26 protein-coding genes are annotated in these 26925 nt (G+C 71.8%); 13 read left to right on the top strand and 13 right to left on the bottom strand.

Features of this window, described 5'->3' with window-relative positions; translation table 11 throughout:
• Window positions 1–56 precede the first annotated feature (56 nt).
• From BJ958_RS15560 to BJ958_RS15550, 3 genes are read left to right on the top strand one after another with little or no spacing between them, the layout of a single operon-like run.
• Window positions 57–1448: an O-antigen ligase family protein gene (locus tag BJ958_RS15560; RefSeq protein WP_179727851.1), complete on the top strand. Its 1392-nt coding sequence runs from the start codon at window positions 57–59 to the stop codon at window positions 1446–1448.
• Window positions 1445–2194, top strand: coding sequence for an FkbM family methyltransferase (locus BJ958_RS15555; protein ID WP_179727850.1), 750 nt, complete (start codon window positions 1445–1447; stop codon window positions 2192–2194). The genes BJ958_RS15560 and BJ958_RS15555 overlap by 4 nt, the downstream gene beginning before the upstream one ends.
• A gap of 47 nt (window positions 2195–2241) precedes the next feature.
• A complete protein-coding gene (locus BJ958_RS15550; RefSeq protein ID WP_179727849.1) occupies window positions 2242–2955 on the top strand; it encodes a TylF/MycF/NovP-related O-methyltransferase in 714 nt (237 codons plus the stop codon).
• Window positions 2956–3028: 73 nt separating this feature from the next.
• On the opposite strand, the gene BJ958_RS15545 is transcribed toward BJ958_RS15550, so the two are convergent.
• From BJ958_RS15545 to BJ958_RS15535, 3 genes are all read right to left on the bottom strand, one after another.
• A complete protein-coding gene (locus BJ958_RS15545; RefSeq protein WP_179727848.1) occupies window positions 3029–3733 on the bottom strand; it encodes a sugar transferase in 705 nt (234 codons plus the stop codon).
• A 92-nt stretch (window positions 3734–3825) separates the two neighbouring features.
• Window positions 3826–5055, bottom strand: a complete 1230-nt coding sequence (locus tag BJ958_RS29090) for a glycosyltransferase (protein ID WP_179727847.1) — start codon at window positions 5053–5055, stop codon at window positions 3826–3828.
• 15 nt (window positions 5056–5070) lie between these two features.
• Window positions 5071–6054, bottom strand: coding sequence for an NAD-dependent epimerase/dehydratase family protein (locus BJ958_RS15535; RefSeq protein WP_179727846.1), 984 nt, complete (start codon window positions 6052–6054; stop codon window positions 5071–5073).
• Between the two features lie 155 nt (window positions 6055–6209).
• Here BJ958_RS15535 and BJ958_RS15530 point away from each other — a divergent pair, with 155 nt between their 5' ends.
• Window positions 6210–7193, top strand: coding sequence for a GDP-mannose 4,6-dehydratase (locus BJ958_RS15530; RefSeq protein WP_179727845.1), 984 nt, complete (start codon window positions 6210–6212; stop codon window positions 7191–7193).
• A gap of 13 nt (window positions 7194–7206) precedes the next feature.
• Here the strand turns inward: BJ958_RS15530 and BJ958_RS15525 are convergent, their stop codons facing one another.
• Together BJ958_RS15525 and BJ958_RS15520 are read right to left on the bottom strand one after the other, a co-directional pair.
• On the bottom strand, window positions 7207–8106 hold the full coding sequence (locus BJ958_RS15525) for a class I SAM-dependent methyltransferase (RefSeq protein ID WP_179727844.1): 900 nt from the start codon (window positions 8104–8106) through the stop codon (window positions 7207–7209).
• A gap of 73 nt (window positions 8107–8179) precedes the next feature.
• Complete coding sequence (locus tag BJ958_RS15520; RefSeq protein WP_179727843.1) at window positions 8180–9214, bottom strand: glycosyltransferase; 1035 nt, start codon at window positions 9212–9214, stop codon at window positions 8180–8182.
• 66 nt (window positions 9215–9280) lie between these two features.
• On the opposite strand from BJ958_RS15520, the gene gmd reads away from it, so the two are divergent.
• Complete coding sequence (gene gmd / locus BJ958_RS15515; protein ID WP_273516520.1) at window positions 9281–10273, top strand: GDP-mannose 4,6-dehydratase; 993 nt, start codon at window positions 9281–9283, stop codon at window positions 10271–10273.
• A gap of 174 nt (window positions 10274–10447) precedes the next feature.
• On the opposite strand, the gene BJ958_RS15510 is transcribed toward gmd, so the two are convergent.
• Entirely contained in the window at window positions 10448–11524 is a 1077-nt protein-coding gene (locus BJ958_RS15510) for a class I SAM-dependent methyltransferase (RefSeq protein ID WP_179727841.1), read from the bottom strand.
• A 41-nt stretch (window positions 11525–11565) separates the two neighbouring features.
• Here BJ958_RS15510 and BJ958_RS15505 point away from each other — a divergent pair, with 41 nt between their 5' ends.
• Window positions 11566–12459: an FkbM family methyltransferase gene (locus BJ958_RS15505; RefSeq protein WP_179727840.1), complete on the top strand. Its 894-nt coding sequence runs from the start codon at window positions 11566–11568 to the stop codon at window positions 12457–12459.
• A gap of 38 nt (window positions 12460–12497) precedes the next feature.
• Here BJ958_RS15505 and BJ958_RS15500 read toward each other — a convergent pair whose 3' ends face one another.
• Together BJ958_RS15500 and BJ958_RS15495 are read right to left on the bottom strand one after the other, a co-directional pair.
• Complete coding sequence (locus BJ958_RS15500) at window positions 12498–13235, bottom strand: hypothetical protein (RefSeq protein ID WP_179727839.1); 738 nt, start codon at window positions 13233–13235, stop codon at window positions 12498–12500.
• Window positions 13232–14212: a hypothetical protein gene (locus tag BJ958_RS15495; RefSeq protein WP_179727838.1), complete on the bottom strand. Its 981-nt coding sequence runs from the start codon at window positions 14210–14212 to the stop codon at window positions 13232–13234. The genes BJ958_RS15500 and BJ958_RS15495 overlap by 4 nt, the downstream gene beginning before the upstream one ends.
• Before the next feature lie 103 nt (window positions 14213–14315).
• Between BJ958_RS15495 and BJ958_RS15490 the strand changes: the two genes are divergently transcribed.
• Window positions 14316–15641: an MATE family efflux transporter gene (locus tag BJ958_RS15490; protein WP_179727837.1), complete on the top strand. Its 1326-nt coding sequence runs from the start codon at window positions 14316–14318 to the stop codon at window positions 15639–15641.
• A 13-nt stretch (window positions 15642–15654) separates the two neighbouring features.
• Here the strand turns inward: BJ958_RS15490 and BJ958_RS15485 are convergent, their stop codons facing one another.
• Window positions 15655–17019 (bottom strand): class I adenylate-forming enzyme family protein, encoded by a 1365-nt coding sequence (locus BJ958_RS15485; RefSeq protein WP_179727836.1) that lies wholly within the window; start codon window positions 17017–17019, stop codon window positions 15655–15657.
• 150 nt (window positions 17020–17169) lie between these two features.
• Between BJ958_RS15485 and BJ958_RS15480 the strand changes: the two genes are divergently transcribed.
• The gene (locus BJ958_RS15480) at window positions 17170–18435 is read left to right on the top strand and encodes a phthiocerol/phthiodiolone dimycocerosyl transferase family protein (RefSeq protein WP_179727835.1); all 1266 of its coding nucleotides are present in this window, start codon (window positions 17170–17172) and stop codon (window positions 18433–18435) included.
• Window positions 18436–18438: 3 nt separating this feature from the next.
• Here BJ958_RS15480 and BJ958_RS15475 read toward each other — a convergent pair whose 3' ends face one another.
• The 3 genes from BJ958_RS15475 to BJ958_RS29085 are packed head-to-tail and all read right to left on the bottom strand — an operon-like array spanning window position 18439 to window position 20212.
• On the bottom strand, window positions 18439–19248 hold the full coding sequence (locus BJ958_RS15475) for an SDR family NAD(P)-dependent oxidoreductase (protein ID WP_179727834.1): 810 nt from the start codon (window positions 19246–19248) through the stop codon (window positions 18439–18441).
• Entirely contained in the window at window positions 19245–19502 is a 258-nt protein-coding gene (locus BJ958_RS15470) for an acyl carrier protein (protein ID WP_179727833.1), read from the bottom strand. The genes BJ958_RS15475 and BJ958_RS15470 overlap by 4 nt, the downstream gene beginning before the upstream one ends.
• A gap of 8 nt (window positions 19503–19510) precedes the next feature.
• Window positions 19511–20212, bottom strand: a complete 702-nt coding sequence (locus tag BJ958_RS29085; protein ID WP_179727832.1) for a hypothetical protein — start codon at window positions 20210–20212, stop codon at window positions 19511–19513.
• A gap of 77 nt (window positions 20213–20289) precedes the next feature.
• Here BJ958_RS29085 and BJ958_RS15460 point away from each other — a divergent pair, with 77 nt between their 5' ends.
• Window positions 20290–21342, top strand: coding sequence for a sulfotransferase (locus BJ958_RS15460; RefSeq protein ID WP_179727831.1), 1053 nt, complete (start codon window positions 20290–20292; stop codon window positions 21340–21342).
• 27 nt (window positions 21343–21369) lie between these two features.
• Here BJ958_RS15460 and BJ958_RS15455 read toward each other — a convergent pair whose 3' ends face one another.
• Window positions 21370–22440, bottom strand: coding sequence for a class I SAM-dependent methyltransferase (locus BJ958_RS15455; RefSeq protein WP_179727830.1), 1071 nt, complete (start codon window positions 22438–22440; stop codon window positions 21370–21372).
• A gap of 101 nt (window positions 22441–22541) precedes the next feature.
• On the opposite strand from BJ958_RS15455, the gene BJ958_RS15450 reads away from it, so the two are divergent.
• The 4 genes from BJ958_RS15450 (at window position 22542) to BJ958_RS15435 (ending at window position 26689) form a co-directional block, all read left to right on the top strand.
• A complete protein-coding gene (locus tag BJ958_RS15450) occupies window positions 22542–23558 on the top strand; it encodes a hypothetical protein (protein ID WP_179727829.1) in 1017 nt (338 codons plus the stop codon).
• Complete coding sequence (locus BJ958_RS15445; RefSeq protein WP_179727828.1) at window positions 23551–24594, top strand: glycosyltransferase; 1044 nt, start codon at window positions 23551–23553, stop codon at window positions 24592–24594. The genes BJ958_RS15450 and BJ958_RS15445 overlap by 8 nt, the downstream gene beginning before the upstream one ends.
• 67 nt (window positions 24595–24661) lie before the next feature.
• Window positions 24662–25903, top strand: a complete 1242-nt coding sequence (locus BJ958_RS15440) for a glycosyltransferase family 61 protein (RefSeq protein ID WP_179727827.1) — start codon at window positions 24662–24664, stop codon at window positions 25901–25903.
• 9 nt (window positions 25904–25912) lie between these two features.
• Window positions 25913–26689 carry a methyltransferase domain-containing protein gene (locus tag BJ958_RS15435; protein ID WP_179727826.1) on the top strand — a complete coding sequence of 259 codons (777 nt, stop codon included), beginning with the start codon at window positions 25913–25915 and terminating at the stop codon, window positions 26687–26689.
• Window positions 26690–26925: the final 236 nt, after the last annotated feature.

The following is a 26925-nucleotide window of genomic DNA, read 5'->3' as shown; positions in this document are numbered from 1 at the left end:
CTAGACTCCCTTCCGCCGTTGTCGGTACGACGACAGCGGACCCGACGAGGAGACCAGTGCCGAACCAGACCACCACGCGACCGCCCACGGCGGTCAGGGGCGACGGCAGCAACGGCGTGGTGCAGCGCCGTGTCGTGACCGCCTTCCTGGTGCTCCTGGCGGTCCTCCTCGCGGCGGCCTCGGCCCGTGGCCCGATCGCGGCCGCGATCGGGGTGGGCCTCGCGGGCTTCGTCGCCGCGCTCGCGGTGCTCGGTCGCGAGCGGATGGCGATGCTCGCCATGATCGCGGCCTTCGCCACCGCCCCCATGTACAAGGGCCTGGCGCCGAGCGAGAACACGCCGGTCACGCCGACCGACCTGGTCTTCGGCCTCGCCGTGGTGCTGCTGCTGCCGACGATCATCGGCCGGCCGGTGCGGCTGCCGCTGGGCTACGTCATCGGCGTCCTCATCATCTTGACCGTCGGCACCCTGTCCACGGTCTTCTCGCCGTCACCGGTCATCAGCGCCCTGCAGTTCGTGCAGTGGCTGGTCGTCCTGGTCGGCCTGGTCGGGCTGCTGGCGATCTGGGCCCCGGGCTGGCGCACGGTCGACGTGCTGCTGTGGAGCTACGTCGCCGGCCACACCCTCAGCGTCGCCTACTCGCCGATCGGCGGCTCGATCGCCGGGCGCAGCATCGGGCTGACCCACCACCCGAACGCCTTCGGCGAGGCGGGCGTGATGGCGTTCGCCGCCTGCATGTACCTGTGGCGGCGCAGCGAGCAGGTCTGGTACCGCGCCGTCGTCGCCGCGTGCGCCGCTGCGGCGCTGCTCTCGGTCGTGACGAGCGGCAGTCGTGCGGCTGCGGCGGTGATCGCCGGCCTCGTGGTCATGGTCCCGTTCGTGGAGCGCTCCGCGGTCAAGGGCTTCGTGCTCGCCCTCGGCCTCGCGATCGGCATCGTCGCGCTGCCGCTGATCCTGCAGTCGTCGAGCGACGAGTCGGCGCTGAGCCGGCTCGCCGGCACCGGCGACGCCCTGGTCGCCGACCAGGCCCGGCTCAACGCCCAGAACTTCGGCATCGACATGTTCTTCCAGCACCCGATCGTGGGCAACGGGTTCGCGCAGGCGATCTACGTCCACAACGTGGTGCTCGGTGTGGCCTCGAGCATCGGCCTGATCGGCCTGCTCGGCTACCTGATGGTGCTGTTCGTGATGGCGCGGCCGATCATCGGCAACCACCCCAACCGGCGGTTGGCGTACCTCGCCTGGGCGTTCATCGCGATCACCCCGACGGTCCCGGCCCTCGAGGACCGCACGCTGTGGGTGCCGCTGGCGCCGGTGATCCTGCTGGCGATGAACATGCGCCACGAACGTGACGTCGGCTGGGACGCCGTCCCCGACGACGTCGCAGATGCTGTCGACGACACCCCTGCTCCCCGCCCCGCGACGACCGCCACGGAGACCCCTCGATGAGCAACGGCCCCGACCAGAGCCTGAAGAACCGCGTCCGGGAGCGAGCCAAGCTCGCCGTCCGGGGCGGCCTGCACCGTCTCGACCTCGACGTGAGCCGGGGGATCTTCACCCGCCAGGTCGCGCGCACCCTCGAGTCGCGCGGGATCGACACGGTGCTCGACGTCGGTGCCAACGTCGGCCAGTACGCCCTCGGCCTGCGCCGTTCCGGGTACGCCGGCCGGATCATCAGCTGCGAGCCGCTCTCCGGGGCGTACGGCGAGCTGTCGCGTCGCGCCGCGAAGGACCCGCACTGGCACACCGTCAACGCCGCCGTCGGGCGCGAGGCCGGCGAGACCGACATCAACGTCGCCGCGAACTCCTACTCCTCCTCGATCCTCGGCATGACCCAGGCCCACCTCGACGGGGCGCCCGACTCGGCGTACGTCGCGGTCGAGCGGGTCGAGGTCACCACGGTCGCGGCGCTCGCCGAGAAGTTCGCGGTCGAGCCGGCGCGGACCCTGCTCAAGATCGACACGCAGGGCTACGAGGCCGAGGTCATGGCCGGCGCCGGCGACCTGCTCGGCCGTTTCGACGGGATGCAGCTCGAGGTCTCCTTCGTCGAGCTCTACGAGGGCCAGCAGCTCGCCGAGCAGACCATCGCCGTCCTCCGCGAGCACGGCTACCGCCTGCAGAGCCTCGAGACCGGCTTCTCGGACCCGACCGGACGGCTGCTGCAGTGCGACGTCCTCGTGGTCCGCGACCACTGATCCACCCCCGCTCCCTCCGAATCCCCCATCGACAGGAGACCACCCCCGTGGCACGTTCCCTCCAGGACGCCCTGGCCAGCTTCCGGATCAAGTCCAAGGTCGCGATCGCGAAGGTCGGGGTCGACAGCCGTCGCCTCGACACCCTGGTCAACCTCCCGAAGATCGAGACCTGGCGGCGCGAGCACGTCCCGGCCGGTACCCCCGCCTTCGACGAGCGCACCGCGATGTACGACCACGTGCACGCCGAGCTGATCGGCGACGCCGCGATCGACTACCTCGAGTTCGGCGTCTTCCAGGGCGACTCGATCCGGCACTGGTCGAGCCTGAACAAGAACCCGGAGTCGCGCTTCTTCGGCTTCGACTCCTTCGAGGGCCTGCCCGAGGACTGGAAGCGCTTCGACGGCCAGATGGTCAAGGCGCACTTCGACGTCGACGGGGTGCTGCCCGACATCGACGACGACCGGGTCTCCTTCGTGCCCGGCTGGTTCCAGCACACGCTCGACTCCTTCCTGGAGAAGTTCGAGCCGCAGGGCCAGCTGGTCGTGCACGTCGACTCCGACCTCTACTCCTCCGCGCTCTACGTCCTCACCCGCCTCGACGCGCTGCTGGTGCCCGGCACCATCGTGGTGTTCGACGAGTTCTCCTCGGTCCTCAACGAGTTCCAGGCGCTCGACAACTACTGCTCGGCCTACATGCGGGAGTACGACGTGCTCGCCTCGGCCTGGCACTACTTCGGCCACCTGGCCATCCGGATGCGCTGAGCGCCACCGGCCAACGACGAAGAACCCCCCGGGCCGAGGGCCCGGGGGGTTCTTCGTCGTTGCGGGGTGGAGATCAGGCCACGTCGGCCTCGGCGGCCGGGGCGACGTACCGCTGGTGCGCCAGCTCGGGCGCGTGCAGCCGGCGACGCGGCTCAGCCATCCGCATGGCCTTCTCGAAGGTCATGGGCTTGCGCAGGCCGAAGGTGATCAGCACCGTCTGGAGCAGGATCATGAAGTCCAGCCGGAGGCTGGGGGCGGTCGCCGAGCGCAGCGAGTACGCCGACTCGAGGGCGAGGCGCTGCTGGTCGTCGACGCCGTGGCGGCCGATCAGCTGGGGGAGACCGGTGAGTCCGGCCGGGGTCACCCAGCGCGAGTCGATGTCGCCGTGCTGCTCGCTCAGTGCGTCGCGGACGACGTCGGTGAGCGGTCGGGCGCCGACGATGCTCATCTCGCCGCGCAGCACGTGGACGAACTGCGGGATCTCGTTGAGCCCGAGCCGGTCGAGCACCCGACCGACGGGGGTGTAGAGCGGCGAGTCAGCCGGCGTGTTCAGGAAGCGGCCGGCCTCGACGGGTGCCGTCACCTTGTTGGCGTTGGGCACCATGACCCGCAGCTTCACCATCTCGATGGCGGTGCCGGGTCCGACCCAGCGCCGCGACTTGTAGAAGATCGGTCGACCAGACAGCACCAGCACGGCGATCGCGGAGAGGGCCACGACAGGCACCCACACCACGGCAGCCAAGCAGATGACGACGACGTCGAACGCCCGCTTCTTCACCAGTGACCTCCACCAGAAAATGTGTCCCCGAATACGCGGGTGAGGCGGTCCCGCGACCTCTCAACGACCGAGTGATCGATGAGATACGTGTCTCACGACAACTTTGCGAGGGATTGCCGATCACCTGTGGTCGCGCCGACCTGGGCGGCGAGCAGGCGCTCGAATCTCGTCGCGCAGCCCGCCAGCGCGAACTCCTGCTCGGCCAGGTCCCGGGACGCCTCGCCGAGCTCGCTGCGCAGCTCGGGGTCGGCGAGCACGCCGCTGACCCAGGACGCGGCCTCGGCGAGGGAGCCGTCGGCGGGCGGCAGGACCAGGCCGCCGGCGCGGGTGACCAGCGACGAGGCGAGGTTCTCGCCCGGCATCAGGCCGAGCACCGGGCGACCCGCGCACAGGTAGGACAGCGTCTTGGACGGGACCGAGAACGCGCCGGCCTCCTGCTCGAGGAGCACCACGAGCACGTCGCCGCTGCCGAGCACCTCGGGCAGCCGCTCGTAGGGCTGGAACGGCAGCAGCGTGACGGGTACGTCGAGCCGCCGCGCCTCGTCCTGCAGGACCTCGACGGCGGGGCCCTCGTTGACCACCACCAGCCGGACCTTCCTGCCCTCGTCGCGCACCGCGCGCGCCAGGCGGACCAGCAGGGCCGGGTTGTGCTTGAGGCCGAGGGTGCCGGAGTAGACCAGGGTCGCGACGTCGTCGAGCTCGTGCTCGATCGCCCAGTCGTTCTTGCGCTCGGTCGGCACGATCTCGTCGAGCGGCGCCCAGTTCGGGATGACGGTGACCTTGTCGGCCGTCCCCCACGCCTCGTGCACCGGGACGAAGGACGGCGCGATCACCACGATCGCCGCGGCCCGCCGCGAGCACCAGCGCTCGGCGACCTCGAAGGCCCACGCCACCAAAGCGAACCGCTTCGGCAGCTTGCTGCCGGTGAACGACCTCACCGCGACGGCGTACACGTCCTGGTGCCACAGCACCCACGGCCGCCGGAGCACCGCCATCACGAACGCGAAGATCACCAGCGTCGGGATCTGCACGTTGGACAGCATCACGATGTCGGGGTTCACCTTGCGGACGTGCTGCACCAGCTCGAAGCCGCGGCGGACCTCGCGCAGCAGGCGCTGCGCCATCCGCTGGTTGTCGACCTTCTTCGCGCCGCCGATCGCCTCGAAGGTGATCGACTCACCGGGGACCGCCTCGAGGCGACCCTTCCCGGAGACGTAGCCCTCGACGTACGAGTGCGTGACGTCGTGGCCCCGCCGGGCCAGCTCACGGCTGAGCTCGGCCTGGAAGGGGTGCCCGCTGTGGTCGTGGACGAGGATGCGCACCGTGCCGTTGCCCGCTCAGCCCTGCGCGCGCTTGACCTGGTCGTAGACCCAGGCGTAGGTCTTCGCGAGGCCGTCGGCGAGGCTGATCGACGGCTCCCAGCCGAAGACCTCGTTGATCATCGTGTTGTCGGAGTTGCGACCGCGGACGCCCTGCGGGGCGGAGAGGTCGTACTTCCGCTCGCACTTGATGCCGGCGATCTCCTCGACGATCGAGTAGAGCTGGTTGATCGAGACCAGCTCCGCGGAGCCCAGGTTGATCGGGTCCTCGAGGTCGCTGGCCAGGATCATCTGCGAGCCCTTGACGCAGTCGTCGATGTACATGAACGACCGGGTCTGCTCGCCGTCGCCCCAGATCTCGAGCTCGTGCTTGCCGGAGATGACCGCCTCGGCGATCTTGCGGCACACGGCGGCGGGCGCCTTCTCGCGGCCGCCGGTCCAGGTGCCCTCGGGGCCGTAGACGTTGTGGTAGCGCGCCATCCGGGTCGTGAGGCCGAAGTCCTCGCGGAAGTGGCGGGCCATCCGCTCGCTGAAGAGCTTCTCCCAGCCGTAGCCGTCCTCGGGCATGGCGGGGTAGGCGTCCGACTCCTTGAGCGCGGTCACGCCCGGGTCGGTCTGCTTGTCGGCGGCGTAGACGCAGGCCGAGGAGGAGTAGAAGTAGCGCTCGACGTCGTACTTCTGCGCGGCCTGGAGCATGTGGGTGCTGGTGAGCACCGTCAGCATGCACAGGGCCTTGTTGTTCTCGATGAAGCCCATGCCGCCCATGTCGGCGGCGAGCATGTAGACCTCGCGCGCTCCCTCGGTCGCGGCCTCGGCCTGGTCGAGCAGCGACAGGTCGCCGACGGAGTTCTGCGCGTCGGGGTGGACCTGGTACCACTCGTCGATCGGCTTCACGTCGACCGAGCGAACCGTCTTGCCCTGAGCGAGGAGGTCAGCGACGAGGTGACCTCCGATGAAACCGCCGCCACCCGCGACGAGAACATCAACTGGGCCCGAGTTCATGCGCACTCCTCATGTCGATTTGGATCCGCCCCCCAGCGTCGTGTGACCAACGAGGCGTTGCCGGGTGCGTCACGGCCTCTGTCCGCGATTCCGAGGACTGCCCGCGAAGTCGGGACCAACGGCCCGCCCGGTTCGCTCCCGCTAGGGTGACGACCGTGCGTACCGCCCTCGTCACCGGCGTCGCGGGGCAGGACGGGGTCTACCTCGCGCGCTCCCTCCGCGCCGCCGGCACTGCCGTCGTCGGGACGGTCGCGCCCGGCTTCGCCGCCGCCGAGCCGCGGCGGGTCTACCTCGCCGGCGTCGAGCTGCGTGAGCTCGACGTCCGCGACGGCGCGGCGCTCGAGGCGCTGGTCGCGGAGGTCCTTCCCGACGAGGTCTACAACCTCGCTGCGCTCAGCTCGGTCGGCCGCAGCTGGGAGGAGCCGGAGCTGACCGCAGCCACCAATGCCGCCCCGGTCGAGCGCTTGGTCGCCGCACTGCTGCGGCTGCGTGCTGAGCGCGGGCACGACGCCCGGCTGTTCCAGGCCTCGTCCGCCGAGGTGCACGGCAGCGCATCGGACAGCCCGTACGCACGGGCCAAGGCCGCGGCCGACGAGGTGGTCCGCCAGGCGCGGGCCGAGCACGACCTGTTCGCGGTCTGCGGCGTGCTCCACAACCACGAGAGCCCGCTGCGCTCGCCGCGGTTCGTCACCCGCAAGATCACGCTGAGCGCGGCCGAGATCGCGCTCGGGCGGCGCGACACCGTGAGCCTCGGCAACCTGGACGTGCACCGTGACTGGGGCTTCGCCGGCGAGTACGTCGAGGCGATGCGCCTCCAGCTCGCCCACGACGAGCCCCTCGACCTGCCGCTGGGCACCGGGCGGGTGCACTCGCTGCAGGACCTGCTGGAGCAGGCGTTCGCTGCGGCCGGCCTCGGCGAGCCGGGGGACCGGGTCGTCCAGGACGCCGCGCTGCTGCGACCCTCCGACACCTCGGTCTTCGTCGCCGACCCCGAGCCGGCCGCCGCCGCGATCGGGTGGCGGGCGCAGGTCGGCTTCGAGGCCCTGGTCGAGCACATGGTGGCCGTCGACCTCGAGCGGCTGCGCAGCGGCGTACCGGAGGCGGTCGACTACCTGCTGCCGGCCGGCATCCGGGCCTGAGGCCCGCCGGGGCTCAGCCCTTGCGGGCGCGCACGTCGAGCACGATCCGCGGCGCGAGCCCGCTGGCGACCGCCTTGTCGAGCAGCCACGACGCGGGACCGATGGTCCACTGCGGCGGGTTCATCGAGGCGAAGTAGGCGCGCGAGGTCAGCGTGTAGCGCAGCTTCGGCTCGGCCACGACGTCGACGAAGCCGAGCCGGTTGAGCTGCGCCGTGATGCTGCGACGGGTGTGCAGGATCCAGTGGTGCTGGGCGATGCGTCGGTCCGGCACCTTCGCGACGCGGCCGCGGGTGAGGTCCTTGACCCGGACGGCGGCCTCGTCGGCGGCGGTCCAGTGCGGCGTCTGCAGGAAGAGCACGCCGCCCGGGCGCAGCATCGTGCGCACCTCGGTCAGCAGCTGGTCGCCGTCGGGCACGTGGGCCAGGACGCACCACAGCGTGGCGGCGTCGACGTCCTCGACGTGGCCGAGGTCCTCGAGGACGCCGAGGTCGAGGTCGACGTCGTAGCGCTCCTTGGCGAGCTCGACCGCGCCCTTGGCGATCTCGTTGCCGGTGACGGCGAAGCCGCCCTCGTCACGAGCCAGGCTGAGGAAGTGACCGTCGCCCGCGCCGACGTCGTAGATCACGGGCGCGCTGCCCCGACCGGCGTCCTTCGGCAGGGCGTTGCGGATCCAGGCGATCGCGTCGCGCCACGCCTCGGGGCCGGCCTGCTCGCGCTTGATGTCGACCCAGTCGCTGTAGCCCTCCGCGGTCAGCTCGGTCTGGAGCTCGATCGCCTCCTGCCGCTCGGCGGCCTCGTGGTCGGCCCAGTAGTGGACCCCGCAGTCGCGGCACGCGGTGATCTGGCGTCCGGTGGCGCCGGAGGCCGGGCCGGTGCGGACGCGGGAACCGGCGCAGGCCGGGCAAACGGGCATCGAGTCCTCCGAGGCTGGGTGGGTCGGGGCAAGGGTAGGGGCTGGTGCCCGGTCGCGTGGCCGGATCCGGCGGTCAGGACAGACCGGCCCGGATCACCGCGGCGGTACGACGCCAGGTGAACGCCTCCGCGAAGGCGCGGCCGGCCGCGAGCTGCTCGGGCGTGAGCGCGAGCGCCGTCTCGAAGGCCTTCGCCAGGTCGGCCGGCGTGGTCGAGACGGCGGTCACGGCGTGCCCGCCGGTCACCTCGGCGAGCGCCGGGTCGGTCGAGATGACGGCCGGGATGCCGAGCCGGATCGCCTCGGCCGCGGGCAGGCCGAAGCCCTCGAAGTCCGACGGGAAGACCACGAGCCTGGCGCCGGCGAACGCGCGGGCGAAGGCGTCGTCGTCGAGCCACGGCATCAGCTCGATCCGGTCGCCGACACCGAGGCGGCGTACCTGCTCCTCGGCGGCGGCCCGGTCCCGGGCCCCCATGCCGACCAGGCGCAGCCGCCAGCCGTCGGCCTCGGGGGAGTGCGCGGCGCAGAACTGCGCCCAGCCGTCGATGACGGCGTTCGCGTTCTTGTTGCCGTAGTGGCCGAACGCGATGGCGTAGGGGTGCTCCGGGTCCGGCGCGTCGGGCTGCGGCCAGGCGAGTGCGTGGTCGGACCCGAGGGCGGCGGTCCGGGCGCGGCCGGACAGCGACGGGTGCAGGTCGGCGAGGTCGTGCAGCGTGCGGTCCGAGATCGTGAAGATCCGGTCGGCCAGGCGCATGCTCCACAGCCACGACACCTTGCGCGCGACCCGCGTCCTGCGGCTGAACTGCTCGGGACGCAGCTCGAAGCGCAGGTCGTAGAGGATCACGCCGCGCGGGCTGCGCGAGCCGAGCAGGCCGCTGGCGGGAACCGCCGCCAGGACGGCGTCCGCGCCCAGGCGGCGCGCGGCGCGTCGTACGGCCACCGATCGGAGCCACAGGCCTCCGATCGGTCCGCCCGGCTGGGCGAGGACCTCCGCGTGCGCGCCGTCGGGCAGCGGGAAGGTCTGGCCCTCGGGACCGAAGAGCACCGAGATCCGGTCCTGCGGGAACGCCTCGGCCCAGGCGCGGACGAGGTGCTCCATCACGATCGTCACGCTTCCGGTGCGAACGACTACGGAATCTACGACCAGATGCACGAGGCGCGACGATACTGTGCCCCCGTGACCAAGCGCGCACTCATCACCGGGATCACCGGCCAGGACGGCTCCTACCTCGCCGAGCTCCTTCTCGGGAAGGGCTACGAGGTGCACGGACTGGTCCGTCGGTCGTCCACCCTGAACCGCAGCCGGATCGACCACCTGCACGGCACTGCGGACCTCCACCTGCACTACGGCGACCTGACCGACGGTGTCAGCCTGAGCAACCAGCTGCGCGACATCGAGCCCCACGAGGTCTACAACCTCGGCGCGCAGAGCCACGTCAAGGTGTCCTTCGAGCTCCCGGAGTACACCGCGTCGACCGATGCGGTCGGCACCCTGCGACTGCTCGAGGCGATCCGGGCGGCCAAGCTGGACTGCCGGTTCTACCAGGCCTCCACGTCCGAGATGTTCGGCGCGACGCCGCCGCCGCAGAACGAGTCGACGCTCTTCTACCCGCGCTCGCCCTACGGCGCGGCCAAGCTCTACTCGCACTGGGTGACCGTCAACTACCGCGAGGCCTACGACCTGTTCGCCGTCTCCGGGATCCTGTTCAACCACGAGTCGCCGCGCCGCGGCGAGAGCTTCGTGACCCGCAAGATCACCCTCGGCGTCGCCTCGATCAAGCTCGGCATCACCGACCACCTCGACCTCGGCAACCTCGAGGCGATCCGCGACTGGGGCTACGCCCCCGAGTACGTCGAGGGCATGTGGCGGATGCTGCAGCACGACGAGCCGCAGGACTACGTCCTCGCCACCGGCATCGGTACGACGGTCCGCGAGTTCTGCCAGTACGCCTTCTCGCACGCCGGCCTCGACTGGGAGGACCACGTGCGCTACGACAAGAACTTCGAGCGTCCCACCGAGGTCGACGCGCTCATCGGCGACGCCTCGAAGGCGCACGACGTGCTCGGCTGGAAGGCCGGCACCGACGCCAAGGCGCTCGCCGAGCTGATGGTCGACTCGGACATCGAGCACCTCGGCCGGCTGGTCCGGCACAAGCGCGAGCTCGACTGACCCGGCCCGAACTGGCTCGCACAGCACGCCGACCCGGCACGAAGCAGCTCGAGAAACACGCCGACCCGGCATGAAGTGGCTTCTCTCGAGGCCACTTCCTGCCGGGTCGATCCGTTCTGCGAGCGACTTCGTGCCGGGTCGGCGCGATTGCGGAGCCAGTTCGGGCCGGGTCGGTCAGGCGGGGACCTTGCGGGCGAGGACCCGGTAGGCGTGGTAGCTGCGCAGCATGCGCGGCAGCACGACGTTGTCGACGAAGCGGGCCAGCGGGACGAACGGCGCCGCGACGATCTTGCCCGCCAGGCGGCGCGCCCGGGCGAAGCGCGGCGGACGACCGTCGCGCCACGGGACCTCCTCGCCGGGGGCGATCCGGTTGAGGATCGTGGCGAGCACGATGAACGCCTCGAGCGGGATGTGCGCCTCGCGGTGCACGACCTCGACGACCTCGAAGCCGCGTTCCTGCAGCGCCTTCGTCAGGTTCGGCAACGTGACCATGTGCAGGTGCTCGGGCTGGTTCCAGCCGGCCCACCAGGAGCCGAACAGCTTCGCCGAACGGGCCTGCGGGTCGGGCTGCTCGATGAGCACCCAGCCGTCGTCGGCGAGCACCGTGGCAACCGCGTCGAGGTCGGCCAGCGGGTCGCGGGTGTGCTCCAGGTAGTGGAACATGCTCACCTGGTCGTACTGGCCGGCCAGCTGCGGTGCGAGCTCGGGGAGCTGTCCCTGGTAGGCCGTCGCGATGCGTCCGGCCCGGTGCCCGGAGAGCACGCCGTCGGACATGTCGAGGCCGTCGAACACGGTCGCCGGGAACATCTCGGCCGCGGCGGCGGGGAAGTGCGCGGACGCCGTACCGACGTCGAGCCAGCGCTTCGGCTGGTCCGGGCGGTGGTCGCGCACCGTCGAGGCGCGCCGGCGGTAGATCTCGCCCATCGAGCCGAGGTTGGCCTCGGCGCGCTCGGCGTTGAGGCCGTCGTAGGTGTCGCGGTAGTAGAACGACAGGCCCTCGTCGCTCAGCGCCGGGTTCTGGAAGACGTGGCCGCAGCCGCGGCACTCGTCGAGCCGGAACCGGCCCGGCTTGAACTGGCGCAGGTCGCGCGTGGTGGTGCGGTGCTTCAGGCGGTCGTCGCCGCACCACGGGCAGGTCGTGCGGGTCGCCAGGAGGAAGCGGTCGACTCCCTGCTCCAGCTCGTGGGAGTAGTAGGCACGGGCCTCATCGAGGGCAGCCGTCGCGGTCGCATTGGGGGGAGAGCCCGACATGTGGCACATCCTAGGGCGATTCATGCCCTAGCATCCGGCGAGTGACCGGACTCGGAACCCTTGCTTCCACTGCCAAGCGACGCGTCGGATGGATCATCCGCGACCGCTTCCCGTTCCGGCCCGTCGTGCGCCACGTCCAGGGCGTCGAGCTCGTCCTGCCGTGGTCCCACCGGCTGCCCGACTACGCCGTGTGGCAGCCGACCTACGGGCAGAACCTCGTCGAGCTGGGCCGCCTGCTGGCCACCACCGGCCCGCTGACCGTCCTCGACATCGGCGCGAACGTGGGCGACTCCGCCGTGCAGATCCTCAACGCCGCCGACGGCCGGGTGCTCTGCATCGAGGCGGACAAGGCGTACCTCGACTTCCTGCACCGCAACGTCGACCGCGACCCGCGGGTCACGGTCGTCGAGGCCCTGCTCACCGTCGACGGCGGTGACGGCGGAACGACGGCCGTCCGCTCCGGCGGCACCACCCGCTTCGTCGAGGGGGCCGCCGGCGACGCGATGCCGACCGTCTCGCCGACCTCGCTGCGCACCGACCACCCGGCGTTCGACCGGCTGCGCCTGGTCAAGTCCGACACCGACGGGTACGACGTCGAGCTGGTCCCCGCCGTCGCCGAGGCGTGGCGGGACGTCCACCCGGTGCTCTTCTTCGAGTACGACCCCTACCTCACCCGGCTCGCCGACCGCGACCCCGAGGCCGTCTGGCCCCGCCTCGCCGACCTCGGCTACGAGCACGTCGCGGTCTGGGACAACGGCGGCTTCACCGTCGGTCGCACCACCACCGACCGCATCGCCCAGCAGGGCCGGGTCCTCGACGAGGTCCCCGGTGGTCGGGCGCGCTCGCGGATCTACTGGGACGTCGCGGTGGTGCACCGCGACGACGCCGACGGGTTGAAGGCGATCTCCGAGCTGGTCCCGGACGAGCTGGCCTGAGCCGGGCTGGGCCGGGCTGGGCCGGGCTGGGCCGGTCCTCAGCCGACGAGCGCGGCGACCTCGCCGCGCACCACGGCGCGACCGGCGGCGTTGGTGTGGCACCCGTCGTCGGTGAGCTCGTCGCGCATCAGCCCGTCCGGGCCGGCGAGGGCCTCGGTGAGGTCGAGCAGGCGCAGCTCCGGACTCGAGGGCGCGGCGCCGACGGCGACAGTGAGGGCCGAGCGGACGGCGCGGTGGGCGGCCAGACGCTGGTCGGGGGAGCCGGCGACCGGGAAGGCCGCGTGGTCGTAGCTGTCCAGGCACGGCGGGACGGGTACGACGATCGTGCCGGCCGGCGTGCCCAGGCGCCCGACCAGCCCGCGCACCCGGTCGACGTACGTCGCGACGAAGCCGACGTCGCCACCGGCAGCCAGTCGCGGGGCGAGGTGGCAGCGGATGTCGATCTCGCCGAACGAGAAGAACCACGCGGCGTCACGGGCGCCGGGCACCCGGGCGACCAGGCGTGCGGTCCGCCGCAGCGTGGGCGGGAAGTCGTCGCGGGCGATGGAGTACATGACCCGAGGGCCGAGGTGCCAGGTCCAACGGCGCTCGCCGGTGCGCAGGATGCCGGGCAGGGGGGAGTGCTCGGTGTTGAAGGTGACGGAGTGCGAGTCGCCCACCCACACCTCGTCGACCTGTCCGCGCAGCGCGGCCAGCAGCAGCCGGAACAGCGCGATCCAGCCGCGCAGCCGCGCCCGCCGGAGCCGGACGAATGCCCGCAGCCGTCCGAGGCTCACCGCGACCGCACCGCGTCGGCGATCGCGTCGGCGACCTTGACCCGCCCGGTGTACGCGAAGTGCTCGGTCGCGTTGAAGCTGTCCTCGAAGTCCTCGTCCTCGAGGTGGATGTCGAGCATCGGCCCGATCGAGGAGGAGCCGCGGGCGAGCGCGGCGTCCTGGAGCACCTTGTGCGAGCGGACGTGCTCCTCGAACTCACCGGGGAAGTGCATCTCGCCGCGCTGCATCGGGGGCCGGGTCCACACGCCGACGGCCGGCACGCCGTACTCCTCGAGGCGGCGGGCCAACGTGGTCAGCGACTCCAGCCGCGGGTTGTCGGCGTGCAGCTGCTCGCCGTAGAAGTAGTCGAAGCGCAGCTTCTCCAGCTCGATCGGCCACGGCGGCAGGCCCGTGCCGACCAGCTGCTCGCGGTACCAGCCGACGGTGCGCAGGCCGTTCCACCGGCTCTCGATGGGGTGGGCGAGGAAGACGTCGCGCTCCTCGTCGGTGGCGAAGGTGCCGCCGCGGCCGACGAAGCGGACCCTGCGGTCGGCACCGCGGACCTTCGCCATCGCCGCGAGCGAGCGGTGGTAGCCGGTGATCGGGTCGGCCACGATGTGGGTGGCCGTGGAGGTGCGCAGCGCGAGGGTGAACACGACCGCCTTCGGGCGGCGGTCCATGGCGGTCAGCAGGCGGGTGGCCTCGCCGTAGATGTTCGAGCCGAAGCCGGGGCCGGACAGGGTGACGACGTTGCCGAGACGCTGGCCGATCAGCTCGGGCAGCAGGGTGCGGTCGGTGTCGCGCAGGGACCAGCAGAGCGTGGAGCTGTCACCGAGGACCAGTACGTCGACGTCCTCGGTCTCGAGGCGACGGCGGGCCTGCTCGACCTGGCGCAGCGGAACGTTGGTGACGCGGCTGCGGAATCGACGGATCTTGCTGAGCTGACGCTGCACCCGCACCGAGCCCTGTGCTCGGTGGAGTGCGGAACTGAGGGCCACGGTGGTCACGATGACACAACGGAACTGAGGGATTGTCGTTACCGGCACGACCGTGTCACCTGCGTGCAATGATCTGCCCCGTGTCACACCACCTGAGGTGCGGATGACTGCCCAGGGGGGCTCCGCGAATCGTCGGCTGAGCCTCGTCACGGTCGACCAGATCCTGTCGAGCCTGTCGAACATCGCCGCCCTGATCTGGGTCGCGCACGCCTTCGAGCCGATCGACTTCGGCCGGTTCAGCCTGGTCATCCTCGTCTACACCGTCGCCCAGGTGGTCTTCCGCAGCCTGATCTCGACGACCGCGATCGTGCATCCCGAGGATGCCGACACCCGTGCCGGGGACATCCTCGGCGCGACCGTCGTGCTCGGCATCGGCGCGAGCATCCTGTGCTCCGCGGCCGGCCTCGCGCTGATCGCCGCGGACAGTGCGATGGGCGGACCGATCCTCGTCCTCGGCCTGTCGCTGACCTTCCTCATGCTGCACGACGTCGGTCGCTACCTCGCCATCGCGAAGCAGCGGCCGGCGGGAGCGGTCACCCTCGACTCGCTGTGGTTCGGGCTCCTCGTGGTCGGCTTCGTCGGCACCGAGCAGCTCGGTCTCGACTCGCTCACCTGGCTGATCGCCGCGTGGACCGGCTCGGGCGTGGTCGCCTCGCTGTGGGTGTTCGTGCAGTGCGGCGCCCCGACCGGCGGCGGCTTCGCCTGGCTGCGGGAGCGCTGGGACTTCTCCTGGCGCTCGATGGTCAGCGGCCTGTCGGCCAGCGGTACGGCGCTCGCGACCGCCTCGCTGATGACCCTGTTCAGCAGCCCGATCGCGGTGGCCGCCTTCCGGGCGGCGACCCTGCTGGGGGCTCCGAGCACCGCGGTCCAGATGGCCGTCGGCACGTCGGCCGCCGCCGACATCGCACGCGAGCGCGAGGACCCCAGGGCGGTCTGGCGCCACGTGCGGCGGGCGATCCTGATCGCCACCGTCGTCGGCGTCCTCAACCTGGTCGTGCTGGTGTTCCTGCCGGACGTCGTCGGTCACGCGGTGCTCGGCGAGGCGTGGGACATCGTCGAGCCGCTCATGCTGGCGGTCAGCCTTAAGGTGCTGCTGATGGCGGCGCAGAGCGGCCTGCGGGCCTCGCTCATCGGCACCCACCGGATCCAGGCGGCGATGGTGACCGACGTGGTCTCGATCGTGCTGGTCGGCGCGTGCATGGTGGTCGGCGCGGCCTGGGGCGACGCCGAGGGCGCGCTGTGGGCGATGGCCGTCGGCACCGGTGTCTCCACGGTGTGCTGGTGGGTCGCGGTGATCTGGAAGGGTCGCGGCCCGCTCCCGGACCTGCCCGCGAGGACGGCGACGGACGAACGCGAAGGCGAGGACGGCGACCGCGAGCCGGTGCCCGCACGACCGGTCAGGGTCGCGCCGGGCAAGCACCGCGCCTGAGCCTCGGCGGGGCTCAGCGGCGGATCATCTTGCCGCCCTTGGTGGCGGCTGCCAGCTCGGCCTCGTCGACGACCTTGACGCTGCGCGGCTGCCAGGCGCGGGGCAGGTCGGCGCACGCGGAGCGGACCGCGGACTTCACGGCGCTCTCGTCGGCGTCGTCGGCGAGCACGACCTCGACGGCGACGACCGCACCGACCATCGGGTTGCTGCGGCCGTGCACCCGTGCCAGCCGGACACCGGGCACGGCGCCCACGCGCTCCTCGATCGGGAGCGGGTGCACCTTCACCCCGCCGACGTTGATGACCTCGGAGGACCGGCCGCGGAAGAGCACCCGGTCCGCCACCACCTCGACCACGTCGCCGGTCGAGACCCAGCCGTCGTGCTCCTCGGGCGCCCCCGCGGTGTCGCCGGCGTACCCGAGCATGCCGGTGCCGGCGCGCACCTGGAGCTCGCCGTCCTGCACCCGCAGCACGGCATCCGGGTTCTCCGGGCTCCACAGGCTCGACGTCGACAGTCCCGGTCGGCCGTCGCGCACCGATGCGATCGACCCGAACTCCGTCGACGCGTAGACCTGCGAGATCCGCGCGGTCGGGAACGCCGTCTCGAGCTCGGCGAGCAGGTCGGGGGAGCTGGCCTCGCCGCCGAGGGTGATCTGCTCCAGGGGCGGCAGGTCCGCTCCGCTGCTGCGGGCCTCGGCGAGCAGGAAGCGCCAGTACGTCGGGGTCGCGCTCACGCAGGTCAGCTCGTCGCGCAGCAGCGCGGCGAGGCCGTCGCGCGGCTGGCGCGGGAAGGGCGCGACCAGCGTCGCCTGCGCCGCCATCACGTGCAGCAGCACCTGGATCCCGGCGAACTGCTGGGGTCCGTAGGCGAGCAGCCAGCGTTGCCCGGGCCGCGGCGTCGTGGTCGCGCCGCGCCGCGACAGCACGGCCCAGTCGTGGCGGGCCGCCTTGGGCAGGCCCGTGGTGCCGGTCGTGCGGATCATCAGCGGCTGCGGTCCGTCGTACGCCGGCAGGCCGGCCGGGTCACCGTCGAGCTCGTCGGGACGTACGACGGTGAGCGTGGCCGGCAGGTCCGTGCGCCGGGTGACCACGACGTCGTGGCCCAGGGCGGCCGCCTGCTCGGTGAACTGGGTCGCGTCGAGGTCCGGCTGGTACTGGCACGGCTCGCTGCCGACCGACGCCGCACCGCCGAGCAGGCGCAGGATCCAGGCGGCGTCGGGCTCGAGGACGGCGAACCGTTCGATGCCGCGCGCCCGCAGCCCGGCCGCGACACGGCGGGCGCCGTCGTGCAGCTCGGCGTAGGTGAGGGTGACCTCGGGGGTCACGACGGCGACCTGCGCCGGCCGGTCTGCGGCGGCCTTCTCCAGCAACCCGATCATCGGTGTCGACTCCTCTCGCGGGCCCGACCGTGGGGGGAACAAACGGGCCGGGGGCGAGTATCGCGCATGGGCAGCGGCCGTCACCCGGAGTCCGTCGAACAGTTGGGCAGGGGGCAGGATCGTCCTGTGTCCCGAGAGGTTGGAGTGCGCGTGGGTGCCCATCGTCCGATGACGGTCGCGGAGAAGTACTACACCTTCCTCGACCAGGCATGGCCGAGCACCGCGATGATCTCGGCCGACCTCGACCGCTGCTTCGACCCCGAGGAGGTGCGGCGGGTCTGGCAGGAGTTCCGCGCCCGCCGGGTGCTGGCCCGTTCGGCCGCGACCGAGGACCTCACCATCGCCGACGTCGGCCTCGACCAGGACGTGTTCCGCAGCGACGTGCTCCCCAGCACCGAGTGGGACCGGGCCTTCGAGGAGGAGGGCGACACGCCCTGCGACCTGGGCGTCCCGCTGCGCTGCCACTACCTCGCCAGTCCCGACGAGGGCCGCTCCCGGGTGATCTTCAACGGCCACCACGCCGTCATCGACGGCCGGATCGGCATCACCGAGCTGCAGTGGTTCGTCCGCCTGCTCGACGGCCAGGACGTGCCCGAGCAGCAGCTGCTCTCCGAGCCGGCCGCGTCGGCCACGCCGCATGCCTGGCAGGAGAGCCGGACGGCGATGATCGACCTGCTCCGCGAGCTCAAGGCACGCAACTCGTCGTACGGCACCCCGCAGCCGGTGCAGTGGCCGGACAGCTCGGTCCCGCGCCGCTCCTGGATGCGGCACGTCGAGGTCGGCCCCGAGACCTCGGCACGGGTCGTCGCCGAGGGCCGCGCCCACGGCGCCAACCCGTTCGCCAACGTGGTCTCCGCACTGCTGGCCAGCGCCGCGCGCGTGCTGTGCGGCGGCGACGCGACCCTGCAGCTCGCCGCGCCCGCCGACCTGGGCACCCCGCCGAGCGACCCCAACCAGGCGCCCGCGATGGCGATCGCGGTGCTGGCGCACCCGTTCGAGGTGGCGCTCGACGACCGCTGGACGCTGGCCGGCCAGGTCAAGGCGGCCGTCGTCGAAGCGCTGGCCCGGGGGGAGGGCGACCTCTTCTTCCACCTCGCCCGGCTGGAGAACGTCACCGACCTCGCGACGGGACGCGACCGGGTCGCGGCCGCGCTGAGCGCCGGCCCGCCGTCGGTGGTCGTCAGCAACATGGGCATCGTCGACCCCGGCTCCGACCCCGAGTGGCTGCGCAGCCTGCACGGCCAGCTGGTCGCCGCGCCCAACCAGGTGGTGTTCCTCGCGCTGACGTCCTACAAGGGGCGGCTGGTGCACACCTTCGCGACCGACGACAACCGCCTCGCACCCGACCAGCGCGAGGCCCTCCTGGAGGAGTACTTCGCGCTGATCGGCGTGGACGAGGCGACGATCAGGGACTGACCGTCAGGCGGTGAGGCCGCCGTCGATGACCAGCACCTGACCGGTGATCCAGTCGTTGGCCGGGTCGACCAGGAAGGACACCGCGCGGGCGATGTCCTCGGGCTCGCCGAGCCGGCCGGCCGGCGTGCGACGGATGATCTGGTTGAGCTGCCCGTCGTCGAGGCCGTGGCTCATCTCGGTCTTCAGGTAGCCCGAGGCGATGCTGTTGACCGTGATCCTTCGCGAGCCGACCTCGCGGGCCAGGCCGCGGGTGAAGCCGTCGAGCGCCGCCTTCGTCGCGCCGTAGACGCTCAGGCCGCGGTAGCCGGTCAGGCCGGTGATCGAGGAGATGTTGACGATCCGGCCGCCACCGTGGGCGAGCATGTTGCGGACCACCTGCTTGGTGAGGTGGATCGTCGCCTTCAGGTTGAGGTCGATCACCGTGTCGGAGTCCTCGTCGCTGAACAGCGCGAGGATGCCGTCGCGGGCGACGCCGGCGTTGTTGACGAGGACGTCGACCGACTTCCACTGCGCCACGACGTCCTTGAAGAAGGACGTGCACTGCTCGCGGTCGGCCATGTCGGCCTTGCGGAACAGGAACCGGTCGGCGTACGCCGGGTCCGACTGCCACGCGCGGACCGCGTCGGTCTCGCTGCGGGCGCAGGTGGCGACCCGGTCACCGGCGTCGAGGAAGTGCTGGACGATGCCCTCGCCGAGACCTCGACTGCCGCCGGTGATGATGACCGTGCGGGGTGCCGCTGCCCCGGGGTCCCCGGGACGTTGTTCGGCGGAGGAGCGGAGCGGGGGAGGCGTAGGACTTTCGGGGGTGGTCATGCGGACGCTGCGGTCGCGTCGGCGTAGAACGCGACGATGTCCGCGACGGTCTCCGGCAGCTGGCCGGCGCCGAAGGGGTCGGTGCCGAACTCGTCCTCGAGGATCGCGGACAGCTCGGCGGTCTCCAGGGAGTCCAGCCCGAGGCCCTCGTCGCCGTGCAGCATGGCGCCGAGCGCGACGGTCTTGTCCTCACGGTCGGAGCGCTCCAGCAGCTCGGCGACGATCGTGACGATCCGGGATTCGATCTCGTTCATTGCGACCTCTACTCAGATGGGGGGTTCGCAGGGCCAACGACGTCACGGGGTCCTTGGTAACGGGCCCGGTCGTAGACGTGCCGCGGAATGTCGATCGGCGCGAGCCGGCGGGCGGGTACGCCGCCGTGCAGGTGGGCGCCCTTCGCCTCCTGCCCGGTCCAGGTGGTGGAGCCGGCGGCGATCAGCGCACCCTCGCCGACGACGGTGCCGGGCAGCATCGTGCAGGACGTCGCGATCACGGCGCGGTCGCCGATGGTGACCGGGTCCAGGATGACCCCGCCGTTGGTCGGGTCGAAGGCGTGGGAGAGCAGCGTGGAGCGGATGCCGGTGACCCAGGTGTTGTCGCCGAGGATGATCCCGCCGCCGCAGTCGAGGTAGTGCTGGCTGATGATGTGCGAGTCCTCGCCCATCCGCAGGGTGCGCAGGTCGTCGGTCTGCGTGGCGCCCGGCTCGTAGCCGGAGTCGCCGACCACCTGGTTGAACAGCATGATCCGGCAACCGGTGCCCAGCTTCACCAGCCGCAGGTCGCGGAACATGTTGAAGTGGTGGATCAGGGCCCCCTCGCCCAGCTCGAACCGGTCGACGCGGCGCACCAGGTTGATCCCGACGACGGCGGTGTCCGGAACGACGTGGCCCAGCCGGCGCAGCAGCCGGTTCTTGAGCTTGCTCGGGGGCAGCAGGAAGACAAGGGTCGTCAGGGCCTGGCGCACGCGGCGCAGCCTACACACGCCGTCGGGTTCGGCGGAGCCGATCATGGAGAGCGCGGACAGCCTCTATTGTCTGCCGCGTGCTTCTCGCCCCCCTGGCCCACGGCCGGCTCTCGATGCAGTGCGACCTGTGCATCCCGCCCGTCCTGACCATCGCGACCCCGGCCTGGCTGCGGCGTACCGGCTGGACCCTCGCCGCCGACGGGAACGCGCTCGACGCGTGCCCCAACTGCACCGTCCGGGTCGCTCCGCGCCACCGGGTACGCCGCGGGGACGCGACCCCCCAGCAGCCCGACCCCGAGCGGCTGCCGAACGTGGTCGTGGTCGGCGCCACCAAGGCCGGTACCACGAGCATGCACGCCTACCTCGCCGTGCACCCGGAGATCGCGGCGTCGGAGGAGAAGGAGATGCGCTTCTTCACCGACCCCGACTGCCGCGACTGGGTCGGGGCCTACCAGGAGCGGTTCGCGCCCGGGACCCGCTACCGGCTGGAGTCGACGCCGTTCTACAGCAAGGCCCCCTGCTACCCGGGCGTCGTGGAGCGGATGGCCGCGCTGGTGCCCGATGCCCGGATCATCTACCTGGTGCGCGACCCGATCGACCGGATCGTCGCCGAGCACGTCGAGATGGTCGCCTGGAACTCCGCGGAGCGACCGCTCGACGAGGAGCTCGCCGACCCGGGCGAGCCGACCAGCCCGCTGGTCGCGTCCAGCCGCTACGCCACCCAGCTCGAGCCCTACCTCGAGGCCTTCGGGAAGGACCGGCTCCTCGTCGTCGACCTCGCCGACCTGGGAGCCGACGTCGACGCCACGATGGCGCGGGTCTTCGCGTTCTTGGACCTCGAGAGCCCCGCGCTGTCGGCCGAGGACTGGGGACGCCACAACACCGCCGAGGAGAAGCGGGCCCTGCCGCCGTGGCTGATGGCGATCCGTCGTGGCCCGCTGGTGCGGGCGGTCCGCCGGCTGCCGGCTGCCCGTCGCCTGGCGCACCTGGCGTGGCGTCGTACGGGGGAGAGGATCGAACGGCCGCAGCTCGGCCCCGCCACCGAGGCGGCGTTGCGGGCCGAGCTGCGGCCGGAGGTCGACCGGCTGCGTGCGCTGACCGGGCAGGCGTTCGCGACCTGGTCGCTCTGACCGCCCGGGCCGGGCGGTCAGGCCCGGTCAGGCCAGCTTGCGGAACAGGTAGAACCGGTCGTGCAGGTCGATGAGCTCGCGGAGCTCGTCGGACTGGTGGATCGCTCGGTCGTCCACCAGCTCGTAGCCGCGGTCCAGGACATCCTGGCGGAACGGCTTCATCGAGCCGTCGAGCTCGGTGCTGCGCAGCTCGTCGGGCGTGTTCGGGACGATCAGCAGCCACGGGATGTCGCGCTCGGCGATCCGGTCCAGCCACCAGCACACCGCCTCGTGCGAGGCCTCCGAGAAGCTGTGGATGTTGACCGCGACGTCGTAGCGCTCGGCCAGCTTCTCGTGCTCGTGCAGCGGGACGACGCGCACGGTGTCGGGCAGGCCGCGGAACCTCGTGTAGTACTCGCACAGGAAGGTCGAGGTCGCGACGGCGTCGACGCAGTCGTAGGCGGCGAGGTCGGGGAACGCGGTCGACATCCGGTGTGCGAGGCGGCCGTAGCCGGCGCCGATGTCGAGCACGCGCAGCCCGTCGATCGAGGCCAGGCCCATCTGGTCGTTGAGGTAGTTGATCTCGTTGATGCTGTCGAGCAGGTCGCGGCTGACCGGCGGGCGCTTGCCGAACTCGAAGGTGAACGCGCCGAACAGGCCGTCCTCCTCGAGCTTCTCGAACAGGCCGAGCGAGTCGCGCTCCTTCACGTCGAGCATCGCGAGGTACATCCGGATCCGGGCGGCGTGGCCGAGCTGGCGGAACTGCCACACGTAGGCGTTGTCGCCGCGGAACCAGGCGAGGGAGAGGTTCTTCTTCAAGAAGCCCTGGCGCCACTGGGTGTGGACCGCGGAGGGCAGGTCGAGGGCGTCGTACGTCGCCTGCAGCTCGACCAGGCGCGGGTTGTCGCCGCGCAGCTCGGCCTCGGCGCCGGGAGGCAGCGCGACGTCGTCGTTGTGGGTCACCGACGTGTAGCGGCGGCCCTCCTCGTCGATCCGGCTGACCATGAAACCGGCGCGCGCAGCGCCTGACTTGACCCGGCGACGGAGCCAGCCGGCGACCAGCTCGGGGTTGGCACGGCGGGCCTTGGCGACGAGCTCGTCAGCTGAAATCTGGGGCACGGTGGGCAACTGTAACCGCATCAGTTGCGGGTCGTTCTGCATCTGGTGGAATGAGTTCCACTGATGGCCAACCGCAGAATCCGCACCCCCCGAGGATCCGCTTGCTGACCACCCCTGTGACGCTGATCGCGTTCAACCGCCCCGAGCTGACCTCGGGGACGCTGGCCGCGATCCGGGCTGCGCAGCCTGCGCAGCTCTTCCTCGTCGCCGACGGCCCGCGCCCGGGCAACGCCGACGACGTGGAGCGGTGTGCCGCCGTGCGCGCCGTGCTCGAGGACATCGACTGGCCGTGCGAGGTGCACCGACGCTACGCCGAGGAGAACCTCGGCCTCGAGGCCAACGTCGAGCTCGGCCTGGACTGGGTCTTCTCGCAGGTCGACGCGTCGATCGTGCTCGAGGACGACTGCCAGGCGGGCGCCACCTTCTTCCGCTACGCCGCCGACCTTCTCGAGCACCACCGCGCCGACGAGCGCGTCTGGCAGGTCTCGGGCAGCGGGCTCGGGGTGCCGCGGCGGCTGTTCGGCGACGACAGCTACGCGTTCACCGCCTGGGCGAGCGTGTGGGGCTGGGCGACCTGGGCCGACCGCTGGCAGCGGCACCGGTCGGTGTTCCCGCGCGATCACGTGTCCGGGGACGCGCCGGTGCGCACCGTGCCCGCTGTCCAGCAGCCGGGACTGCTCGTGACCCGGTCGGGCCAGCAGCACTTCGCCGACGCCGCAGCCTCGGACGACACCGTCACCCACGGCTGGGACAAGCACTGGTGGCTGACGATGATGACCTTCGGCGGCCTGGCGATCTCGCCGGCCGTCAACCTGGTCGAGAACGTCGGCTGGGGCGCCGACGCGACCCACGGCGTCGCGCCCGGCAAGCGCGACAACGCAGCCGAGGAGATCACCTTCCCGCTGCACCACCCGGCGCAGGTCGCGCTGAACCCCGAGGTCGAGCGCGAGCTGGAGCTGGTGCTCAACCGGGTCGGCGGACGGGCGGCCACGATCGCGCGCCAGGTGCTCCGCTCGCCGCGGCTGCGCCACGCCGCCCGCACCGCCGTCAACAGCCGGGCCGCCACCGCCGCCCACCGCTTCGTCAGCCAGCTCGGAGAGAAGAGCCGTCGTGCCTGAGCCGTCCGCCGCCCCGCTCGGGACCCCGGTCGTCATCGTCGCCTTCAACCGGCCGGCCGTCGTACGCCGCACGGTCGAGGCGGTGATCGCCGCCGGGCCCGCCGACGTGTTCCTCGTCGTCGACGGCCCGCGCGCCACGCACCCCGAGGACGCCGCACGGTGCGCGGAGGTCCGCGAGCTGCTCACGTCGGCACCCTGGCCGGGGCGGGTCCACACCCGGTTCGCCGAGCGCAACATCGGGCTCGAGGCCAACGTCGAGCTCGGCCTCGACTGGGTGTTCTCCCAGGTCGACCGGGCGATCGTGCTCGAGGACGACTGCATCCCGCACCCCACGTTCTTCGACTTCTGCGTCGAGCTGCTCGACCGCTACCAGGACGAGCCGCGGGTCTGGCAGGTCGCGGGCGACAACAAGGGCATCCCGCGAGGGATGTTCGGCTCGGAGAGCTACGCCTTCACCACCTGGGCGAGCGTGTGGGGCTGGGCGACCTGGGCCGACCGGTGGCACGCGCACCGCGAGGTGTTCCCGCGCGACCACGCCGGCGCCGAGGAGCGGGTCGGCCACACGCCGCGCACCGCGGACGCCGTACGCCCGGTCGAGGTGCTGCCGCACCCGGACTCGCTCGCCACCGAGGCGGCCCTGCGGCACTTCACCCAGGTGGCGGGGGACCGTGACGGTGACTCGCGCGGCTGGGACCACCACTGGTGGGTGACGATCATGTCGCGGCGCGGCCTGTCGATCACGCCCTCGCTCAACCTCGTGGAGAACGACGGGTTCGGTCCCGACGCCACCCACACGCACACGGCGCGCGAGCCGATGCCCGCCCAGGCGATGCCGTTCCCCCTCGTGCACCCGCCGGCCGTGGCGCTCAACGAGCAGGCCGAGGCCGAGCTCGAGCTGGTCCTGCTGCAGATCGACGGCCGCCTCTCGCGCGCGGTCAAGCGGATCATCAAGCCGCTGTGGATGCGGGCGATCATCGGCCGGATCGTGCGCTTCCGCCCGGTCTGGGCCGTCGTGCGGCGGCTGGTGGCCCGATGAATCACCCCACGCAGTTCTGCACCTCCCCCGCTTCGCTCCTCCGGCGCACAACTCCGCGGGGGCCCCGATGAGCCTGCCGACCTGGCTGCGCCCCTGGTGGCCGCTGTTCAAGCGCCTGCACCTGCTGGCGACCCGCCTGCTCGGGCACCTGTTCCGCCTGGTGTCGCCGCTGCTCGGAGCCCGTGGCGTCCCGCGGCGGGCGACGGAGTCCGCGACCGAGACCGCACGCGAGCCCGGCGTCACCCTGCACCCGGGCAGCCCCGCGGAGAGCTGGGTCCGCCCGGCGACGCTCGGCGAGCCCGCCGGGCACTGGCTGTTCGAGGCGATCCACGCCGCCACGGTCCCGACGCCGAAGGTCCCGGCCACCACGGTGCCGGCGACCTTCACCCTCGAGATCGCCGGCGGGCGGCTCAGCGGCGACTACGCCGCTGCCACCACGCCGACCAAGGTCCTCGACCACGAGACCAGCACCTACTTCGGAGTCTTCGACTGGCGCGAGCACCCGATCTTCCTGCGACCGACCCTCGGTCCCACCGAGCACGTCGACGGCACGGTGCTGAGCCTGACCGCCCGCGGCACGTCCGAGAACTACTACCACTTCCTCTACGACGCCCTCGGCCGCCTGGCGGTGCTCGAGGAGACGATGGGGGAGCGGGCCCTCAAGGAGGCCGATGCGGTCGTCGTGCCGCACCGGACGCGGTACCAGAAGCAGCTGCTCGAGCTCGCCGGGGTCACCACCCGGCTGATCCAGCCCGAGCGCGGCCGCACCGTGTCCGCCGACCGGCTGCTCGTGCCGAGCAACCCGAACTGGGCGCTCCAGGCCCCGCCCGCCACCGTCCGGTGGCTGCGCGACCGGCTGCCCGCCTCGGGTGCGACCGACACCCCGCGCCGGCTCTACGTCACCCGCGGCACGACCCCCCGCACCCGGCGCTACGTCGAGGAGGCGGCCCTGTGGCCCGAGCTGGAGAGGCGAGGCTTCACGCGCATCGACCCCGGCCAGCACAGCGTCCAGGAGCAGATCGACCTGTTCCACGGTGCCGATGTCGTCGTCTCGCCGCACGGCGCGGCGCTGACCAACCTCACCTTCTCCCGTCCGGGAGTGCGGGTGCTCGAGATGTTCGCGTCGACGTACGTGCACCTCGGGCTGTGGGCGATCTGCCAGGCCGTCGGCGCCGACTACCGCTACCTCGTCGCCGAGCCGGCCGCCGGGCCGAACGGCCCGAACCAGGGCGTCCTCGACGACGTCACCATCCCCCCAGCGCGAGTGCTGGCGTCCGTGGACGCCCTGCTCGCGGACCTCCAGAAATAAGGTGTGGCCGTGAACGACGGGAACAACGCAGACTCCACGTTCCGCCCGGGTGAGACGCTCTCCCGGCTCTACCCCGAGGTGCGCGCCGGCGGGTACACCCGCCACGACGGGTTCATCGAGTTCTACACCCGGGTCAACGCACTGCTCGACGCGGACAGCCGGGTCCTCGACTTCGGCGCCGGCCGCGGCCTGTGGGCGATCGAGCCGTTCCCGGAGCTGCATCGCAAGCTGCGCGGCTTCCACGAGCGGGTCGCCGAGGTGCACGGCGTCGACGTGGACCCGGTCGTCCTCGACAACCCGACGCTGAGGTCCGCGCAGGTGATCGAGCCCGGCGCCAAGATCCCGTTCGGCGACGCCGAGTTCGACCTCGTCGTCGCCGACCACGTCCTCGAGCACATCGCCGAGGAGGACGCCGTCCAGGTCTCCTCCGAGCTGCTGCGCGTGCTCAAGCCCGGCGGCTGGCTGGCCGCCCGCACGCCCAACAAGTGGGGGATCATCGGCATCGGCGCGCGCGCCGTCCCCAACGACCTGCACACCCGGGTGCTCAAGCGGCTGCAGCCCCACCGCAAGGCCGAGGACGTCTTCCCGGTCCGCTACAGCATGAACACGCGGCGCTCGCTGTCCGCACTCTTCCCGCCGCCCAACGAGCTGGTCGTCTACGGGCACGCCTCGGAGCCGACGTACTTCGGCTCGAACGCCCCCGCCTGGCGGGTCGCCCAGCTGGTCGACCGGCTCACGCCGCCCGCGCTCGCGCCGACGCTGATGGTGTTCGTGCGCAAGGGCTGAGCGGGAGTCCCGGGTGCTGTCACACGTAGTTCGTTCCACTACCCGCCGCAACTCACCTGTGGCAGCCCCGCGCAGGGCGGGTTCCGGGTGGTCTCGGGGCGGGTAGTGCGGCGAACCACGTGTGACAGCGCCCGCGGGGCCAGCCGCGGGGCCAGCCGCGTCAGCCGCCGAGAAGCTCCCGCTCCGCCGCGGTGGTGCTGTCCTCTCGCTACGCCACTCGTCGATACGCGCTGGCC

The organism is Nocardioides kongjuensis (genome assembly GCF_013409625.1).
Classification (GTDB): domain Bacteria; phylum Actinomycetota; class Actinomycetes; order Propionibacteriales; family Nocardioidaceae; genus Nocardioides; species Nocardioides kongjuensis.
The sequence above is the reverse complement of the archived record's forward strand: the minus strand, read 5'-3'. Positions and strand labels throughout refer to the sequence as shown.

Excerpts from the sequence above, each read along its gene's own strand:
- BJ958_RS15555 (WP_179727850.1), top strand. The coding sequence starts at position 1,445 with ATGAGCAACGGCCCCGACCAGAGCCTGAAGAACCGCGTCCGGGAGCGA.
- BJ958_RS15525 (WP_179727844.1), bottom strand. The coding sequence starts at position 8,106 with ATGCCCGTTTGCCCGGCCTGCGCCGGTTCCCGCGTCCGCACCGGCCCG.
- BJ958_RS15485 (WP_179727836.1), bottom strand. The coding sequence starts at position 17,019 with ATGATCGGGTTGCTGGAGAAGGCCGCCGCAGACCGGCCGGCGCAGGTC.
- BJ958_RS15535 (WP_179727846.1), bottom strand. The coding sequence starts at position 6,054 with ATGAACTCGGGCCCAGTTGATGTTCTCGTCGCGGGTGGCGGCGGTTTC.
- BJ958_RS15470 (WP_179727833.1), bottom strand. The coding sequence starts at position 19,502 with ATGAACGAGATCGAATCCCGGATCGTCACGATCGTCGCCGAGCTGCTG.
- BJ958_RS15475 (WP_179727834.1), bottom strand. The coding sequence starts at position 19,248 with ATGACCACCCCCGAAAGTCCTACGCCTCCCCCGCTCCGCTCCTCCGCC.
- BJ958_RS15490 (WP_179727837.1), top strand. The coding sequence starts at position 14,316 with ATGACTGCCCAGGGGGGCTCCGCGAATCGTCGGCTGAGCCTCGTCACG.
- BJ958_RS15440 (WP_179727827.1), top strand. The coding sequence starts at position 24,662 with ATGAGCCTGCCGACCTGGCTGCGCCCCTGGTGGCCGCTGTTCAAGCGC.
- BJ958_RS15510 (WP_179727841.1), bottom strand. The coding sequence starts at position 11,524 with ATGTCGGGCTCTCCCCCCAATGCGACCGCGACGGCTGCCCTCGATGAG.